Origin of the sequence: Neobacillus sp. KR4-4 (assembly GCF_042136325.1) — a bacterium.
In the GTDB taxonomy this organism is placed as follows: Bacteria; Bacillota; Bacilli; order Bacillales; family Cytobacillaceae; genus Neobacillus.
Genome location: NZ_JBHHJU010000011.1, coordinates 129,536 through 146,259, shown reverse-complemented (window position 1 = coordinate 146,259; position 16,724 = coordinate 129,536). Strand labels below are relative to the sequence as shown.

The 16,724-nt window shown below is 38.5% G+C and carries 19 protein-coding genes; 1 reads left to right on the top strand and 18 read right to left on the bottom strand.

Annotated features, from left to right (window positions below):
• Window positions 1–123: 123 nt before the first annotated feature.
• Window positions 124–801 (top strand): Dph6-related ATP pyrophosphatase, encoded by a 678-nt coding sequence (locus ACE198_RS13570; RefSeq protein WP_251458731.1) that lies wholly within the window; start codon window positions 124–126, stop codon window positions 799–801.
• 81 nt (window positions 802–882) lie between these two features.
• Here ACE198_RS13570 and ACE198_RS13565 read toward each other — a convergent pair whose 3' ends face one another.
• The 18 genes from ACE198_RS13565 to ACE198_RS13480 form a co-directional block, all read right to left on the bottom strand.
• Window positions 883–1,305 (bottom strand): SRPBCC family protein, encoded by a 423-nt coding sequence (locus ACE198_RS13565; protein ID WP_251458728.1) that lies wholly within the window; start codon window positions 1,303–1,305, stop codon window positions 883–885.
• 195 nt (window positions 1,306–1,500) lie between these two features.
• Entirely contained in the window at window positions 1,501–1,701 is a 201-nt protein-coding gene (locus ACE198_RS13560; RefSeq protein WP_251458725.1) for a CDGSH iron-sulfur domain-containing protein, read from the bottom strand.
• A gap of 56 nt (window positions 1,702–1,757) precedes the next feature.
• Window positions 1,758–1,844 carry a GTP cyclohydrolase I gene (locus tag ACE198_RS13555; protein ID WP_375375924.1) on the bottom strand — a complete coding sequence of 29 codons (87 nt, stop codon included), beginning with the start codon at window positions 1,842–1,844 and terminating at the stop codon, window positions 1,758–1,760.
• Window positions 1,841–2,584, bottom strand: a complete 744-nt coding sequence (locus ACE198_RS13550) for a helix-turn-helix transcriptional regulator (protein WP_375375899.1) — start codon at window positions 2,582–2,584, stop codon at window positions 1,841–1,843. Before ACE198_RS13550 ends, ACE198_RS13555 begins: the two co-directional genes overlap by 4 nt.
• Before the next feature lie 180 nt (window positions 2,585–2,764).
• Complete coding sequence (locus tag ACE198_RS13545) at window positions 2,765–3,760, bottom strand: 2-dehydro-3-deoxygalactonokinase (RefSeq protein WP_375375898.1); 996 nt, start codon at window positions 3,758–3,760, stop codon at window positions 2,765–2,767.
• Window positions 3,761–3,779: 19 nt separating this feature from the next.
• Complete coding sequence (locus tag ACE198_RS13540; protein WP_375375897.1) at window positions 3,780–4,457, bottom strand: RraA family protein; 678 nt, start codon at window positions 4,455–4,457, stop codon at window positions 3,780–3,782.
• 3 nt (window positions 4,458–4,460) lie between these two features.
• Window positions 4,461–5,126: a bifunctional 4-hydroxy-2-oxoglutarate aldolase/2-dehydro-3-deoxy-phosphogluconate aldolase gene (locus ACE198_RS13535; RefSeq protein WP_375375896.1), complete on the bottom strand. Its 666-nt coding sequence runs from the start codon at window positions 5,124–5,126 to the stop codon at window positions 4,461–4,463.
• Between the two features lie 79 nt (window positions 5,127–5,205).
• Entirely contained in the window at window positions 5,206–6,180 is a 975-nt protein-coding gene (locus ACE198_RS13530) for a zinc-dependent alcohol dehydrogenase (RefSeq protein WP_375375895.1), read from the bottom strand.
• 19 nt (window positions 6,181–6,199) lie between these two features.
• Window positions 6,200–6,856, bottom strand: coding sequence for a GntR family transcriptional regulator (locus ACE198_RS13525; protein ID WP_375375894.1), 657 nt, complete (start codon window positions 6,854–6,856; stop codon window positions 6,200–6,202).
• A 123-nt stretch (window positions 6,857–6,979) separates the two neighbouring features.
• The gene (locus tag ACE198_RS13520) at window positions 6,980–8,488 is read right to left on the bottom strand and encodes a tripartite tricarboxylate transporter permease (RefSeq protein WP_375375893.1); all 1,509 of its coding nucleotides are present in this window, start codon (window positions 8,486–8,488) and stop codon (window positions 6,980–6,982) included.
• 24 nt (window positions 8,489–8,512) lie between these two features.
• A complete protein-coding gene (locus ACE198_RS13515) occupies window positions 8,513–8,956 on the bottom strand; it encodes a tripartite tricarboxylate transporter TctB family protein (RefSeq protein WP_375375892.1) in 444 nt (147 codons plus the stop codon).
• 60 nt (window positions 8,957–9,016) lie between these two features.
• Window positions 9,017–10,009 (bottom strand): tripartite tricarboxylate transporter substrate binding protein, encoded by a 993-nt coding sequence (locus ACE198_RS13510; protein WP_375375891.1) that lies wholly within the window; start codon window positions 10,007–10,009, stop codon window positions 9,017–9,019.
• Between the two features lie 44 nt (window positions 10,010–10,053).
• Window positions 10,054–10,533 carry a 2,4'-dihydroxyacetophenone dioxygenase family protein gene (locus ACE198_RS13505; protein WP_375375890.1) on the bottom strand — a complete coding sequence of 160 codons (480 nt, stop codon included), beginning with the start codon at window positions 10,531–10,533 and terminating at the stop codon, window positions 10,054–10,056.
• Window positions 10,534–10,560: 27 nt separating this feature from the next.
• On the bottom strand, window positions 10,561–11,349 hold the full coding sequence (locus ACE198_RS13500) for an SDR family NAD(P)-dependent oxidoreductase (RefSeq protein WP_375375889.1): 789 nt from the start codon (window positions 11,347–11,349) through the stop codon (window positions 10,561–10,563).
• Window positions 11,350–11,544: 195 nt separating this feature from the next.
• On the bottom strand, window positions 11,545–12,444 hold the full coding sequence (purU, locus tag ACE198_RS13495; RefSeq protein ID WP_251458718.1) for a formyltetrahydrofolate deformylase: 900 nt from the start codon (window positions 12,442–12,444) through the stop codon (window positions 11,545–11,547).
• A gap of 101 nt (window positions 12,445–12,545) precedes the next feature.
• Window positions 12,546–13,454: a carbohydrate kinase family protein gene (locus tag ACE198_RS13490; RefSeq protein WP_251459018.1), complete on the bottom strand. Its 909-nt coding sequence runs from the start codon at window positions 13,452–13,454 to the stop codon at window positions 12,546–12,548.
• A gap of 90 nt (window positions 13,455–13,544) precedes the next feature.
• Complete coding sequence (locus tag ACE198_RS13485; protein WP_375375888.1) at window positions 13,545–14,939, bottom strand: MATE family efflux transporter; 1,395 nt, start codon at window positions 14,937–14,939, stop codon at window positions 13,545–13,547.
• Between the two features lie 117 nt (window positions 14,940–15,056).
• A complete protein-coding gene (locus ACE198_RS13480; RefSeq protein ID WP_375375887.1) occupies window positions 15,057–16,619 on the bottom strand; it encodes an acetate--CoA ligase in 1,563 nt (520 codons plus the stop codon).
• Window positions 16,620–16,724: the final 105 nt, after the last annotated feature.

The following is a 16,724-nucleotide window of genomic DNA, read 5'->3' as shown; positions in this document are numbered from 1 at the left end:
AATTATTCAATTTTGTATAATGAAAGACAATTTATTTCCGGGTCACGCCCTCAGCAATTTTACCTTTATGATAAAATATCAGTATGTGGAACGATGAGAATATCTAAATGAGGAGGATGAAGCGTGAAAAATAGAATTGCTTTATCGTGGAGTGGCGGGAAGGATTGTTGTATGGCGTTAGATACCCTAATATCACAGGGATTTGAAGTAGTATCCTTGGTTACAACAGTACCTAAAGAATTAGGGAGAACATTTGGTCATGGCGAGCGAACAGAATTGATTAAACTACAAGGTGAATCGCTAAACATACCTGTTCATTTTATCGAATGTACATACGAAAACTATACAAGTCAATTTGTAAACGCGATAGAACACTTGAAAAACCAATTAAATATCACGGGAATCGCCTACGGTGATCTATATTTAGACGAACATCGAAAATGGGGAGAAAAAGTAGCAGCCGCTGCAAATGTGGACTCATTGTACCCATTATGGATGAAAAAGGAAGAAGCCCTACAATCTTTAGGGAAATTTGTCCAATCGGGGTATGAAGCAATTGTGATTCGTGTACGGGAAGATGTCTTGGAAGACAAGTGGCTTGGTAGAATAGTAGATGAAACCTTTCTGCGAGATGTACAACAGACTACTATTTGTCCGATGGGAGAAGCGGGTGAATACCATACCTTCGTCTATGATGGGCAATTATTTTCAAAAAGAATTCAATTGGAACAAGGAGAATTAATCCAACTGGAAACCACAAAGAAACTAGAATTTAAGAGTTATAGTATTATTGAGCGTTAAGGCATTGAATTGGGTAAAATAACAAAGGGGGATGCCCCCCTTTGTTATGTCTTTAACTGATTTTCAGCTTTTGTAAATTAATTATTGTTCTGTATATTTTTTGAAGTTATCTAAAATCGCCTGCCAGCCTGCTTGTTGCATCTCAATTGGATTGGTCGTTTCCGCATCAAACGTTTCAATTACCTCAGTGTCGTTTCCTTGACCTTTAAAGGTAACAGATACTTTTCTTCCATCACCCATGGTATAAGAAATAACCTCATTTAATTTGACTTCGTCATATACTCCGCCAAAATCAAAACCAAAACTGCCATCTTTTGCTTCCATTCTTGTAAGGAATTTTCCACCAACCGTTAAATCATTTTCTGCAAATGGTGTATGCCAGTCTTCTGAAGCATTATTCCATTGGGTGATGTGTTTTGGCTCTGTCCAATGTTCCCATACTTTTTCTACCGGCGCATGAACAGTTGTCTGTACAGTGATCTTTTCAAAATTGCTTGTTGTCATTTGAATTTCCACCTTTCAACATATACTGAGTTTATTATGTAGATTGAATTCTTGCTGTCACAAACCTGTTAATATCTTATCAACTCTTCCTTGTAACCGCAATCACCAGTATTGATAAAGAAACACAAAAAACAATACAGCCAGGATGGGGTTTCCCGTCCTGGCTGTTTAAATGTTTAAGTGGTGCCTGACACCCTACTCAGAGGCTCTTGGACTGCTTTCAAATCCACCTTTTTTATGTGAACCATCACAGAACGGCTTTTTGTTGGAAAGGCCGCAACGGCATAGATACACTTTTGCCTTTTTTGGATATTCCTTGCCCTCAGAATCAAAGATCTGAAAATCACCACTTACCTGCAATGGTCCATTATCATTAATCTTAATTTGATTTTCCATTCTTATCACATCTCCTCAGTTTTTGATTAACGAATAAAATTCTGAACTCTTTTCGCCTACCCATCCACCATTCGACTAATTTTTGATAAACCTGTGATTTTCTCATTTGGGAAATAACCTACATGGGCCACGCCACACGTCATTCCTTTGACATGGGATTGAAGGGTTCATCCTCGATGATTAAACAAGGGGTGGGATGATTCACTTGCTCATTTTGTTGAATTCGAAAGGCGCAGCAGCCATCACCATTCTGTAGGCGTTGTTCTCGGTACACCTTGCATCCAAGCAACCGGGTAAGTACTGAAACAGTCACACTACACAAGATCGGACGCTCAAGAGCAACATTATGAAAGGGACAATTCCGTTCAATTAAGGAATAATCCTTACCCTTTTTGTCTATTTCCATATAAGAGTCATCTTTTACGTAAAAATCCTTAAGCACCTTTATTCTTTCGTTGATATTAAGCCCCAACAATTTCGGTTCCCATTCACGAACCCTTTCTTCAACCATCGCGGCAAGTAAATTTTTCAGAGCACTCATTCCTAGATGTTTGACCATCGTGTCAATTACTTCAATCGTTAAGTGATCATAATTCTTATCAAAGAGGTGTTCACCAGCAGAAGTTAATTGATATCGGATATGAGGCCGGCCAATGCCATTTTGCTTTTCAGAAATCCTCACAATCCAGCCATCTCTTTCTAAATGGAGGAGATGCTGACGGACGGCCTCACCGGACATATCTAACAATGAGGCCAGTTCACTCATGGATGAAGCACCACTTGTTTTTATCGCACGGACGATTCTTCTTCTTGGCTCCGACAAATGTTCGGCTTGAAAACTCAGGTCTCTTCCCTCCCTGCTCTTTCTTAAATGTATATTCACCTGCCTTTCGAATAGTTCAAGTTTTTTATTGAAAAAATGGAAAAATTCCCATATAAAAAATCGAACACAAAAAGCCCAATACTTTGATTGAGCCTAATATTTTTTATTAATGATATAATTCCAAGGTATATTTAACTAAAAATAGTTTTTAAAATGTAAACACTCGGACAAACCATTTTACTATTTTAATATTCCACGTATCTCTGATAAACAAATAGCACCATAGCCCGCTAAGTCATCAAGCTCCTTATTATCGATGGCAGTGATTTTATGAAAATACGCATCTTCATTAAAAATGACTTCATAAGCTTGTTTTAATATATCTTTACCGGCGATAACAATATGAGAATCCTGTTTCAAGGATAGTGCTTTACTATTCTTAACTGCTTTTAATTCATCAGATAACACTGCTCCTAATAAAAAGTTTGCCTTTTCATTAATTGATAAATTTGTAAATTGATCCAAAATCCTGACCGAGAAACTAAGTCTGCTAAGACCGTATTGTTGATTATTTTTATAACCTTGAATAATCATTTCTCTATTTAGCTCTTTTGCGAAAGACTTTTCTAGCGCATTTGCGATTATTGTATGATTTGTAATTACAGATAGCAGCTCTCCTGCCAAAGATGTTAAACACCCTGTAATTTTATTATCCTCATTAATGGCAACATATTTAGAATGTGATCCAGGTAATACGATCACGGCAGGTCCTTTTATTTTTAATCGACTAATTAAAGCTACTGCTTCAACTTCTTCTCCTCGCATAATATCCATAGCTTCACAATTATCAATAGTTACTTCCGAAACATGGTTCTTAACTCCTGGGACAAACCAAATCTCTTTTTCAACTATGTCAGAAAGATAGTGAGGAATCATTCCGTCAGCAAGTTCTTTCACTCCAACTGGTGCATTTAGATGGGGGACCTCAAAAATGCCTACATTTGAAGTAATCATTCCTGTAGCAAGAATATTGGTCACATCATATAAATGTAAGTTGTTTTTCAATAACACTTCTTCAATCCCTGCTTTAATGCCAGCTTTAAGTCGGAGATTGTTACCATCTACTGCCGTATCACGAACACCTACTTCACGAAAACTCCTATAAACGGCTTTTTTATTTTGCCATAAACTGATTCTGGTATTAGTTGTCCCTGTATCAATGGTAATGGTATTCATGTTGATTCCAGACCCCCTATTAAATACGCCCGAACTTATTTAATAACTCCTCCACTGTTGCCCCTCTTAAAATTTCCTCACGGGTAGCAATTTCTTTATCTGCTTGTTCACGTGCAATTTTATATACTTTTTCTAAATCCTCGTATGGGACGACAGATACACCAATTTCATCTGCGACAATTAAATCGCCTGGGTTTACAATTACACCTCCACAAGATATAGGAACATTGATTTCAATAGGCTCTTTTCGGCCAGAGTAAGCAGTATGAGCAGCACGGGGACCCGAAACCTTTGCAGTGATTGGGAAGTCTAGGAATCTTGCTTCATCATTATCACGACAGCTTCCATCAATAACTGCACCAACAATCCCTGCATTTCTTGCTAAACCTGACATTAAACCACCCCAGATGGAGGTTTCCGTTTCACCAAAGGCATCAATAACAATCACGTCCCCTGGTTTTGCTATCTCAAATACGCCTAAGCAATCGACAATATCACCCGCAGTCAATTTCACCGTAATGGCTGGACCGATTATTTTTTTGTCTGCACCCTTAGGTTTCATGTCATGACGCATAACATTACTACGTTCCATCGCATCGCCAATTACACATGAAAGGGAAAAGATATTATACATTTCACGAAATGGTGCAATTAAATTTTCATCAATAGCGGGTCTGGGTTTTACAATATTTTTCATGCTTCATTCCTCCGAATACTGTTTTATATTTAAAGTAAATTGTTCAGCAATACTTGTGATTAATTGATAGTTTTTATTATTAATAGCTTTCTTATTTACTAAACTAGTGGCTACCCCTACACCACGGACACCTAATTCCAAATACTCTTTTACATTATCAGGAGTGATGCCACCCACTGAGAGAAAAGGAATATGCTCAAGAGGTGCAAGTAACGCTTTAATGTAACTTTTACCCAACTCACCCGCTGGGAACAGTTTGACAAAGTCAGCGCCTAAATTATAAGCAAGAACAGCTTCTGTAGGTGTTAATGCACCTGGTATTGATACTACATTTAATTCATTGGCCTTTTTAATAACAAGTTCATCGACATTTGGCGAGATAATAAATTGTGCACCTGCTTCTACAGCAGCCATTACCTCTCTCTCAGTTAAAACAGTTCCAGCACCAACAGAAACTTGGTCACCAAAACTGTCAACAATTTTCTTTATTTTATTTATTGTATTTCCAATACAATTGTCTTGATTATGATCAAAAGTAACCTCTACTAGTTGAATGCCGCCATTTATCATTGCCTGGACGGTTTCAAGCAGATTATTTTCTTCAATTCCACGCATAATTGCGATAATTTTATGTGTATGTATTAATCTAGTAGTCTCAGTTTTTCCCATTAAAAGCCACTTCTTTCTAGTTTTACTTTCCACCATTAATTATTACTATTCTCACAATCAGAAAGTGGAAGCCAAGGATTTATATCGAAATAAGAATTTTCACACAGTCACCATTTTTAGCAATCATTTCGAATGCATGATCCACTTTTTCCAAGGATAATTCTTGTGTTATGATTCTTTCAAAATCAACATCCTGCTTGAGAACTGAAATGGCAATTTCATAATCTTTTTTGGTATAGACCCGAGTGCCTTTAAGCGAAATTTCCTTAAACGTTATATTTTGCAAATCCAATTCTGCAGGATATTTATATGTTCCAACGAGGACAATTTGTCCCCTTATTTTAGTTGCATTGACCAACTGTTCAGCTACTTTTGGATGTGCGGCACAGTCAAAAACGATATCATTAGAAGGTCCATTGATTGAATCTTCAGATACTTTAAATCCTAATTCTTCTGCTAGTTTTTTTCGAAAGGGATTGACTTCAACAATTGAAATGTTATTTGAACCAAAAAGCCTCAATACAATAGCTACAAAAAGACCAATTGGACCTGCACCAAACACAGTTGCAGAATCTCCTGGTTTAAATGATGATTCTCTCACTGCATGAACAGCTACTGCTAGAGGTTCAACAAGTGCACCTTTCTTTAGCGACATTCCATTTGGTAGAGGGTATACATCATCAGCAGGAACGCGAACATACTCAGACATCCCACCTGCTTCATCTATTCCAAGAAGTCTCAATGATTCATATACATGTGAATGTCCTAGTTTACATGATTCGCATTCCCCACAACTCAACAAAGGTAATGCGGTTACAAATGTACCTGGAAGAAGTGTCGGATGTTCGACCACTTCTCCCGAAAATTCATGACCCACAACTAATGATGTTTGGGCTCGTGGATGACTGCCAGCATAAATATTCATATCCGTACCACAAATACCACAGTAGTTAACTTTTATCAATGACCATCCTGGTTCAACATTCGGCCTAGGAACATGATGCATTGAAATCTTTTTTGGGCCTTCAAATACCGCTGCCTTCATCAGGTCCATTTGTCTTCCCCCCTTAACCTCAAAGAAAGTCGGATAAGATATCTTCTCTAACTTCATCAATATGCTGTTCCATTAATCTCTTTGCATCATCTACTCTGCGGTCATAAATTGCCTGGACAATTTCACGATGCATAGCATTTGCTCGAAAAGGTCGTTCATGATTGATCGTCATTATAATTCCAAACCATCTCACTTGAACTTCTAAAGAGTTCATAATTTCAATCAAACGACTGTTATCTGATTGGTAAATAATCTTCTGATGAAAATGTCGATCTGATAGGAAAAAGGGTTCTACATTTCCTTTTTTCAACTCTGACTCTACCTGGTCGGCTTCATCAAAAAGTGCTTGGCATTGCTCTTTGGTAATCGTTTTTGCTGCATTGGCAATCGCAAGAGTTTCCAACGACTTGCGCACATCATACACTTCTTTAATGTCCTTTGGTGTTGGAATACCGACATACGTACCCGAGCGGGGCTTAACTTCTACCAACTTGTCATGTTGCAAACGGTTCAAAGCATCTCGCAATGGAGTCCGACTAATGCCAAGTTCCACCATAATCTGATCATATTCTATTTTTGATCCCGGTTTTAAAACATTATTAATAATTTTCTCGCGCAAATGCACGTAAACTCTCTCATTTAAATTCAAATTATCAAATAATAATTTCTCTTCCATAATTTATCCCTCAATGTCTTTGATTGGTTGAACGTTGAAGCGATAGGGATAATCATCGAATCCTACCACTCTAATATTTGTAGCAGAAGAAACATGCTCAGTTCTTAAGCTCCCAACTTCCTATTATAACCTTAGATCAGCATTTTTCATCTCTTTTTTAGATAGCCAAAGCTTCTTAATAATTGGAGTAAACAAGGTGATAACGGATAGTAACAACAAAACAAGTGTAATTGGACGAGTGTAGAAAATGTCATAGCTGCCATTTGAAAGCGTCAAGGCACGTCTGAATTGGCTTTCTGCCATCGGACCTAGAATAATTGCCAGGACAATCGGAGAGGCCGGGAAATCATATTTCTGCATATAATAGCCAATAACACCTGCAACTAACATAATAATGACATCAAACAAATTATTATTAATCGCATATGAACCAACAACACATAACATGAGAATTACTGGAGTTAAAATTGCTTTAGGAATTTCAGTCACTTTAGCAAAATATCGCGCGGCAAACAAACCAATTATAAGCATGGCCACATAACACAGAATCATTCCACTAAATAACGTATAAACAAGATCTCCGCTATCCTTAAACAAAAGTGGACCTGGCTGAAGTCCTTGAACCATAAGAGCACCGAGCATAACAGCTGTTACCGAATCTCCTGGAATCCCAAGTGTCAATAACGGTACAAGCGCACCACCGGTACATGCATTGGCACCTGACTCACATGCGGCTACTGCCTCAATGCTACCTTTTCCGAATTCATCTTTATTTTTACTAAAACGTTTTGCTTCATTATATGAAACAAACGAAGCAATATCAGCACCAGCCCCAGGAACTATCCCAATAAATGTTCCCATTCCCGTAGAACGTAAAATTGTAGGTAAAATTTTTCTTACATCTTTTCTGGTTATACCAAAGTTTTGTATTTTCGTTTTAACATTTTCTTTAATGTTCATCTCTTCTAATGACTTAAAAGCCTCTGAAGCAGCAAATAAACCAATCATAATCGGAATAAAAGGGATTCCACTCATTAATTCAGTTATTCCGCCAGTAAATCGTGGGAAACCTTGCATAGGATCCAGACCTACAGTTGCAATAAGGAGGCCGGCAGTCCCTGAAATTAGCCCCTTAACTAAAGATACACCAGATATGCTTGCAATAATACTAATTCCAAACATCGCTAAGGCAAAGGATTCAGGGGCACTAAACTTCAAAGCAAAATTGGCAAGAATTGGCGCAAGAAACATTAGAATAAACACGCTGATTGTACCACCCGTAAATGACGAAACAGTTGCTACAGTCAATGCCTTTCCTGCCATTCCTCTTTGTGTTAAGGCATAACCGTCAATAGCAGTTGCAGCGGCAGCTGGTGTTCCAGGAGTACGCAGTAATATAGCGGTAATCGATCCACCATATATACCTCCAAAATAAACACCCGATAATAAGAGCAATGCTGGCGCTGGTTCCATTCCAAAGGTCATTGGCAATAGCAATGCCACACCCATAGTTGCTGTAAGCCCAGGTAACGCACCTACAATGATTCCTACTACAACCCCAAGTATTGAAATCAATAGAATTGATGGCTGCGAAAAAATACTCATAAACCCTTGTCCTATTAATTCTGTCATACAAACCACCTCCGAACTGTAATTTTATCCGAAGAAAATTCCCACTGGTAATGGAACCTTCAATAAATTCACAAAACAAACATACATGATTCCTGTAATGAATAAGGACCATAAAACAAGGCTAAATTTTTTTCGATATTGATAATACCACATCATTCCAGCTAGAAATAATGGTGTAGCTATTAAATAGCCGATGTAGTTTAATAGCAAGAAGTAAATGAATGTATACACCATTGCAAGAACAGCCTTTTTCCAATCTTTTTTTTCAGCGGCTTCGCTACCTTTTTTCATTGCAGTAAAAATTAGTATTACGGATAATAAGATTAAAATAATCGAGAGAATAGCAGGAAAAAAACCCGCTCCAACATCATGACCTTGGGCTTTTGGGAAGCTGGTACTTGTAAAAATAATTAATCCAGCAAGTAATATAAGGACTCCTGCAATCGATATGTCAATACGCTTGGCCATACTTTCACCTCTTTATTAACAGTTACAAGGAGGCTTAGCCCCCTTGTAACCATTCAAATGTTATTGCTTTAGGTTTAGCTTCTCAATCAACTCTTTAAAACGTGAAGAATCATCCTTAATTAAAGCAGCAAAAGCGGAATCATCTTGATATTTAAGTCCTAAATTCATTTTTGCAAGTACATCTTTAAATGCTTGCTCCTCAACAGCCTTGCTTGTTGCTTCTTTCAAAGTATCTACTACTTCTTGAGGAGTATCTTTTGGAACTGCGATCCCTCTCCACGTACCAATCGATAGGTCAATATTTTTTTCTTTTAAGGTTGGGACATCTTTGTACGATTCCAGAGGTTCATCAGCCATGACCCCTAACATACGCAATTTGCCAGCCTTAACTTGAGCACTAACTTCTGCAGGACTAACTGTAACCGCTTCCACGTGACCGCCTAATAAAGCTGTTACTGCTGGTGCGGCTCCATCATATGGAATGTGGCTGAATTTCACACCAGTTTTTTCACCTAAAGCTGCAGCTGCTAAGTGCCAGATGGAACCGCTTCCGGCATTCCCCACACGGACTTTTTCTGGATTAGCTTTTGCATAGTCAAGAAATTCTTCAAGTGTCTTCCATTTCGAATCAGCCCGAACAGTCACGGCTGATGGGTCAGCATTTAATTGTGCGACAGGTTTTAAATCATCTGTTTTAAATGATGCTAATCCCAAATTTGGCAGAATCGCATATTCAACGGTAACCAATGTGGCCTTATAACCATCCGGTTTTGCATTGACACCATCAGCCATTCCAATCGCTCCACCGCCGCCTGTCTTATTAACAACACCCATCGGCTCCGGAAGATGTTTTTTTGCCACATCCGCAAATGCTCGAGCTACCGCATCCGTACCTCCACCTGCTGCAAACGGAACAATGAGTTCAATTTGCTTTTTTGGATAATCACTCTTATTCGAAGCTGTACTTGCCGATCCACCATTACTGCAACCTATTAAACTAACAGACATTACTGAGGCAAGTATTAACCCTATCAATTTATTCTTCCGTTTCATGAGAGCCCTCCATAGAATAATTTTGATAAATTTGCGGATGAAACCTAATATTTTAAGTTTTCAATTGGAATATTATGTTGTTCACAATAATTAAAATAGAGGTTCATCTTACTAAATAAATCATCCTGATGGATGACCTTATCGTTGTCATCTAAATATTGAATGATGCCTTCAAGGATAAATAATGTAATCATTTCCTCTTCTCCGTCAACAACAAGGGTATGTATATCTCCTGGCGGCTCATATACAAATGTACCTGGCTTTGCAACCCAATCCCTTTCCAAATATCTCCACTGGCCTTGAAGTGTATATGCCATGACCTTTCCACCAGAATGGCGATGTCTGTTAACTGCTCCACCCGGCTTTACTTTTAATAGGTTAATCCAGCTTCCTGTGGTTAAATCAAAGCGAACTGGTTTGAACCATACTCTGTCGGATTGTGGAATCCATGGGATGTTGTCAAGGTTAATCGCCTGGTCGTCTAATTGAAATTGCTCCGTAAATTTATTCAAATCTGTAATCATTTTGCTTCCTCCTTATAAATGTCTCTATTAAACTAGCTCTTTTTGTGTAACTGGTGGAAATAGGCATGGATCTCCTGCAAGTAGTCCCCCATCAACCGGTAAAACAGCACCTGTTACAAAACTTGATTCCTGTGAAACTAAGAAATTAACGACTGATGCTACCTCATCAGGGGTTCCAAATCTTCTTTGTGGAGTCCTTGATAGAATTCTCTCTCTAAAACTTGGATCTTGTGTGGCTCCAACCGCTAATGGTGTTTCAATATATCCCGGGCTAACGGCATTAACTCGAATATTGTATTGTGCCCATTCGACGGCAAGGCATTTTGTTACCTGTACAATTCCACCTTTGGATGCTGCATAGGATAAAAGATTGGTACTGCCGTAATGGGCAAGCATGGATGCAAAGTTCACGATGGCACCGCTTCCATTTCGCTCCATATATGGCTGAACAGCTTGGCACATATACACGCTTCCTTGTAGGTTAATACGTAAAATCGTATCTAGTTCATTCGCATCAACTAATGCTGCCGGTGAACGCCTTATGATTCCAGCACAATTGATCAGGATACTTACGAATCCAAATTTGTCATTAATCTTCTTTACTACTTCTTTAGTTTCACTTTGATTTGTCACATCTGCCTTAAAGAAAGCGACATTTTTCCCTTGACTGACTAGATATTGTTCTTGTTCCTCCCCTTTTTCGACTGATATGTCAATAATTGCTACTGCTATTCCTTTATTGGCAAGCTGGTTTACAACTGCAAGGCCAAGGCCTGAGGCACCTCCTGTAACTATTGCCACATCTGAATTATTCATTTTTCCACCTCCTGTTTGTATTTAATATCTAATGCATCAGATATTAGTTATATTTACATTGTAGAAACAGTGTTAACTAATGTCAATGATATTTTTATAATTTTCTTATTTCTCTAAATTTAATTATTTCATAATAATATCCCTTTACAACTCTTTGAAATACGCGCAAAAAAAATCCCTAGAAATAGGGATTCACTAGAAAACAATCGTTTTATTTTGATGAACGATAATGCGGTTTTCGATATGCCATTTCACAGCACGTGCTAAAACACTTCTTTCAATTCTTCGGCCAATCTTTTTAAGGCTGTCAACATTATCCTGGTGATCGACCCGGCTGATATCCTGCTCGATAATAGGACCTTCATCCAGGTCATTGGTCACATAATGAGATGTGGCGCCAATCAATTTCACACCGCGGCCAAATGCTCGTTCATATGGTCTTGCACCAACAAAGGCAGGTAAAAAGGAATGATGAATATTAATGATTTTGTTTGGATTTTCTTTAACAAATGTTGGAGATAAGATTTGCATATAGCGGGCCAACACCACGAAATCAATCTCATACTCTTTTAGAAGTTTAAGTTGGGTGGCTTCGGCTTGTCCACGGATATCTTTATTGGCTGGAACATAATAAAACGGGATGTTCAGCCCTTCAACAACCTCTCTTGCCGTTTCATGATTACTGATCACAAGGGCAATATCAGCCATTAAATCACCGCTTTGCCATTCCCATAAAAGTTCAAGTAAACAATGAAGTTCTTTCGATACAAAGATTGCCGCTTTTTTCACATGATAAACATGCGTAAGGTTCCATTCCATGGATAACTCCTTGCCAATTTCAGCAAACTTCCGCTCCATGTCTTTCGCCTTTTCCTTTAAACCCGGGCATTCAAATTCAATTCGGATGAAAAAAGTACCGCCCTCTGGATTGGTGGAATACTGGCTGGATTCAATAATGTTTGCATTATAAGAGAAAAGAAATTTAGAAATCGCTGCAACAATTCCGGGCTGGTCAGGGCAGCTAACTAATAGACATCCCCGGTTCTTATTCTTTTCTTGAAATAATTCAATCTGATCTTTTATATAGGCATTCATGTCCACAAAACCTCTCTAATATTGTTTTACACATTATACATTAGATGGTCGAATTAGTTAATCATTATTTTGAAAATTCATATCAATCAATAATTTCCTGATTATAACATATTAACGGACAATGAGCCCCTTCCTGTTGTTGCAGCAGCGCCAACTTTATTTGCAAATTGAACATACTCTTTTAACAGAGATAGCTTGGCCGGCAAACCTTTTTCATGAAAGGAATACAATAAGGCTGACATAAATGCATCACCTGCACCAGTTGTATCAATAGCTTCCACGATCGGTGCAGGTACAAAAACTTTGTTTCCCTTAAAAATTGCACATGCCCCCTTGCTTCCCATCGTGATAAACAGATAGGGAATCTGCCATTTAGCTAATTGATCGATTCCAGCATCTAATGAATCCTTTTCGGTTAAAAAATACAACTCATCTTCAGCAAGCTTCACGATATGAGCAAATTTAAGGAAGGATGAAACGGTTTGGCGGCAATACTCCTCGCTTTCCCAACGCTTGAGACGAAGGTTGGCGTCAAAGGCGATGATGTTGCCAGCGTCCTTAGCATATTTCAGTGCCCTTTCAGTTGTCTTCCGGGCTTTTTCATGAAAAAGTGTTCCAGATCCAAAATAAAAAATCTTTGCCCTTTCAAAAACTTCCTTTTGCAATTCATCTTCAAATAATACCTCATCAGGAGTAAGATTCACGTACGAATGAAAATAGCGCTCACCGTTTTCATTTATATGGACATATACACCACAAATGCTCTTATTCGAAGTGCGTACAGAAAATGAAGAATCAATTTGCTCGTTCATAAATTCTTGTTCCACAAATTGACTAACTTCATCGGTCCCTAGTTTACATAAGTAATAAGCAGGAATACCAAGTCTCTTCGTCCCCACTGCCACATTTACGGTGGCTCCGCCCAACAGCTGCTGGTATATGGTATTTGTTTGATCCATTGAACTAAAGTCTACAAATGCTTCCCCTAGTGAAATAACTCCTGTTTGCACCAAGATGGTCCTCCTCCAATGATGTATCTATGATGATTATATGAAAAAACCTCCTCAATTGAAAATGGTTGAGGAGGATCAGTTACGATATTAAACTAGTTTATGTGCATACCACTTTTTCCCTTTAAACCGAAAGCCAAAGATGAGTCCGCGTGTTCCCCATTCTACAATCATCGCGACCCACACACCGACAATCCCAAAGCCTAAAGTAATTCCTAAAACATATCCCAAGATAACCCGCAGCAACCACATCGAGAGCAATGAAGCAATCGAAGTAAAATTGGAATCCCCTGCTGCCCGTAGTGCTGATGGCATAATAAAACTTGGTGACCACAGGATTGGCTGTGCAATGGCCGCTATTAATACTAGTGTAAAAATCGTAGGAATAATTTCTTCCGGTGGATTGAACATTTTTATCAACAACGGAAACAATGGCAATAGCAAGAAATCCGCGATAATAAAAATAATCGAAGAAAGACCAATTAACGAGAAGATAAATTTCCTCGCGTCTGCAATATTCCTACGCCCAATACATTGCCCTACGATAGTGACGATGGCGATTCCGATTGAATTAGGTCCGATTTGATAGACCATCATTAACACATTGGCAATCGCAAAAACGGTAAGTGAAAGAGTACCTAACTGGACAATAAACGTTTGCGTTAGCAGCTTTCCACCATTGAAAAAGATTTGTTCTGCGGCAAAAGGCAGCCCGATAAACATGACCTTTTTTAAAATAGAAAGGTCAATTCTAACCGCATTTTTTATCTTGAAACGGATCGTCTCATTGTATTTTAAGACATAAACCAAGGCAGCGGCCATTCCTAAAAATCTCGCCAAAAGCGTGGAAATCACTAGACCCTCCACACCCATGTGAAAGATTGTAATCAGTAGTAGATTTAGAATCGTATTGGTTAAATTCATTACTAGCGATAAAATCAAACAGGGTTTCGTCTCCCCCACACCTCTTAACGCGCCAGTCACCGCTTGAAAGATCGCGATGAATGGATAAGAAAGACAGCTGCCGATAAGATAAATTCGAGCATTTTGAAATACATCCGCTTCCGCTTTACCAAATAATAGGTTTAAGGTTGCCGTATGAAAAATGATAACTAAAGTACTGATTAGGACTGAAAATAGGGTTACGGCAGTGATCGCTTGTGTCGCCGTTTTGGACACCATCTCCCCATTCCCGCTCCCTTTATATTGGGCTACAATCACGGTCCCTCCTGTTGCGACCGCTATAAAGACATTGGCTAGGAAAATATTCAATGAATCTACCATACTCACGGCACTAACCGCTGCCACTCCAGCAGAACTAATCATCGCTGTGTTTAATAAACTCATGATAATTAAAAAGGCCTGGTCTACGAATATGGGCAGGATAATCGCAAATATTTTCTTGTAACCTATCGACTCACCAGAAAAATACTTATCTAACAAAGGAACCGCTCTGTGCCTAATATTCAGTTCTAATTTATTCATTACGCAACACTTCTTTAATGGGATTTTTGGAAACGTACCGACCGTATTTTAATACGGCTTATTATACCACGATTTGGAAGTGAGTAAAGGTTTTTATCTTCTGTCAGAAATGTCCATTTATCGTTGTGTACGCAGTTCGACACGACGAATTTTTCCCGAATCCGTTTTCGGTAGTGCGTCGATATACTCAATCACCCTTGGATATTTATAAGGAGCCGTTAATTTCTTTACAAATCCCTGTAACTCCTTTGTTAACTCCACTGTTCCAAGAATGCCATCTTTCAACACAACAAATGCCTTAACAACGTTTCCTCTGATTGGGTCCGGTAAAGCGACTACCGCACATTCCTTAACCGATTTATGTTTCATTAATGCATCTTCTACTTCAAATGGTCCAATCGTATATCCAGAGCTGATAATGACATCGTCTTTTCGTCCTTGGAACCAATAATAATTATCCTCGTCTTTCAATGCACGGTCACCGGTTAGAAAATATTGACCTTGATAAGATGAAGCCGTGGTTACCGGATTTTTATAATACTGTTTAAATAAAGCCGGAAAATCGCTTCGAATGGCAATCGTTCCGACTTGGTTGATTGGTGCCGGATGGCCGTTTTCATCAACGACAGCAATAAATTCATCTAACAACGGCTGTCCCATGGAACCTAATTTTTTCTCATTAACATTTAAGTTTGCTATCAATAATGTACTTTCTGTCTGTCCGTAGCCATCGCGTATCAGGATCTTGAATTGTTCTTTAAACACATCGATGACTTCACGATTTAGCGCCTCCCCTGCAGATACAGCCGTATGCAAATGGGATAGATCGAAGTTGGAAAGATCATCTAATTTAGCCATCATCCGGTATTCGGTAGGTGTACAGCATAAAACATTTACCTGTTGATCTTGAAGAAGACGTAAATATTTGTGCGGATTGAACCTTCCATGATAGATAAACCCTGTGGCTCCTGAACCAAGAATCGATAAGAACGGACTCCAAACCCATTTTTGCCACCCTGGGGAAGCTGTAGCCCAAACCAGATCGTCTGCACTAATATTCAGCCATCTGGATGCCGCAATTCTTAAATGAGCATAACCCCATCCATGGCTGTGAACAACTCCTTTTGGTTGACCAGTTGTCCCAGATGTATAAGCTAAAAAGGCAAAATCGCCACTCAGGGTATCGACATCGTTGAAAATTTCTGATTCCTCAGCTGCTAAATCTTCTAAGGAAAGCCAATTTGGAACTTCCTGACCAAAAGCAATCTTATATTGTAAAAAAGGAGTATCCTCTTTAATATTTTCAAATTCTTCAATTAACTCAGAATAAGAAATGACAGCTTTCGCTTCCGAATGATTTAAGCGATACAGTAAATCCTTTGCTCGTAAAAGTTCTGAAGAAGGGCTAATGACTAATCCTGCTTTTAAACAGGCTAAATAAATAACATAGGATTCAATGAGGCGAGTGCTCATGACAACAACCCTGTCACCCTTCTCTAGTCCTAATTTCGTTAATCCATTTGCTAATTTATTAGCTTTTGTGATTAACTGAGCATAAGAAATCGTTTTCGTTTCTCCTAGTTCATTTTGCCATCGTAAAGCGATTTTTTCGGAGTAATGTTTAGAAATTTCACTTGCTAAATTGAAGTGTTCTGGTGCAATAAATGATTTCATATCCACAATTGTCAATCTCCATTCTTGGTAGTTTAAATTTGGGTTTCCCATTGTAATTTCGTTTGATCTTCCTGGTTAGTACCTGGTTATAACACTAGATATTGAGTAATA

Bases quoted from the DNA above. Each gene is read 5' to 3' on its own strand.
- ACE198_RS13525 (WP_375375894.1), bottom strand. From the start codon at position 6,856: ATGGAAGAGAAATTATTATTTGATAATTTGAATTTAAATGAGAGAGTT.
- ACE198_RS13500 (WP_375375889.1), bottom strand. From the start codon at position 11,349: ATGAATAATTCAGATGTGGCAATAGTTACAGGAGGTGCCTCAGGCCTT.
- ACE198_RS13515 (WP_375375892.1), bottom strand. From the start codon at position 8,956: ATGGCCAAGCGTATTGACATATCGATTGCAGGAGTCCTTATATTACTT.
- ACE198_RS13530 (WP_375375895.1), bottom strand. From the start codon at position 6,180: ATGGACCTGATGAAGGCAGCGGTATTTGAAGGCCCAAAAAAGATTTCA.
- ACE198_RS13520 (WP_375375893.1), bottom strand. From the start codon at position 8,488: ATGACAGAATTAATAGGACAAGGGTTTATGAGTATTTTTTCGCAGCCA.
- ACE198_RS13555 (WP_375375924.1), bottom strand. From the start codon at position 1,844: ATGACGTGTGGCGTGGCCCATGTAGGTTATTTCCCAAATGAGAAAATC.
- ACE198_RS13510 (WP_375375891.1), bottom strand. From the start codon at position 10,009: ATGAAACGGAAGAATAAATTGATAGGGTTAATACTTGCCTCAGTAATG.
- ACE198_RS13505 (WP_375375890.1), bottom strand. From the start codon at position 10,533: ATGATTACAGATTTGAATAAATTTACGGAGCAATTTCAATTAGACGAC.
- ACE198_RS13535 (WP_375375896.1), bottom strand. From the start codon at position 5,126: ATGGGAAAAACTGAGACTACTAGATTAATACATACACATAAAATTATC.
- ACE198_RS13560 (WP_251458725.1), bottom strand. From the start codon at position 1,701: ATGGAAAATCAAATTAAGATTAATGATAATGGACCATTGCAGGTAAGT.
- ACE198_RS13565 (WP_251458728.1), bottom strand. From the start codon at position 1,305: ATGACAACAAGCAATTTTGAAAAGATCACTGTACAGACAACTGTTCAT.
- ACE198_RS13545 (WP_375375898.1), bottom strand. From the start codon at position 3,760: ATGAATACCATTACCATTGATACAGGGACAACTAATACCAGAATCAGT.
- ACE198_RS13485 (WP_375375888.1), bottom strand. From the start codon at position 14,939: ATGAATAAATTAGAACTGAATATTAGGCACAGAGCGGTTCCTTTGTTA.
- purU (WP_251458718.1), bottom strand. From the start codon at position 12,444: ATGAATGCCTATATAAAAGATCAGATTGAATTATTTCAAGAAAAGAAT.
- ACE198_RS13540 (WP_375375897.1), bottom strand. From the start codon at position 4,457: ATGAAAAATATTGTAAAACCCAGACCCGCTATTGATGAAAATTTAATT.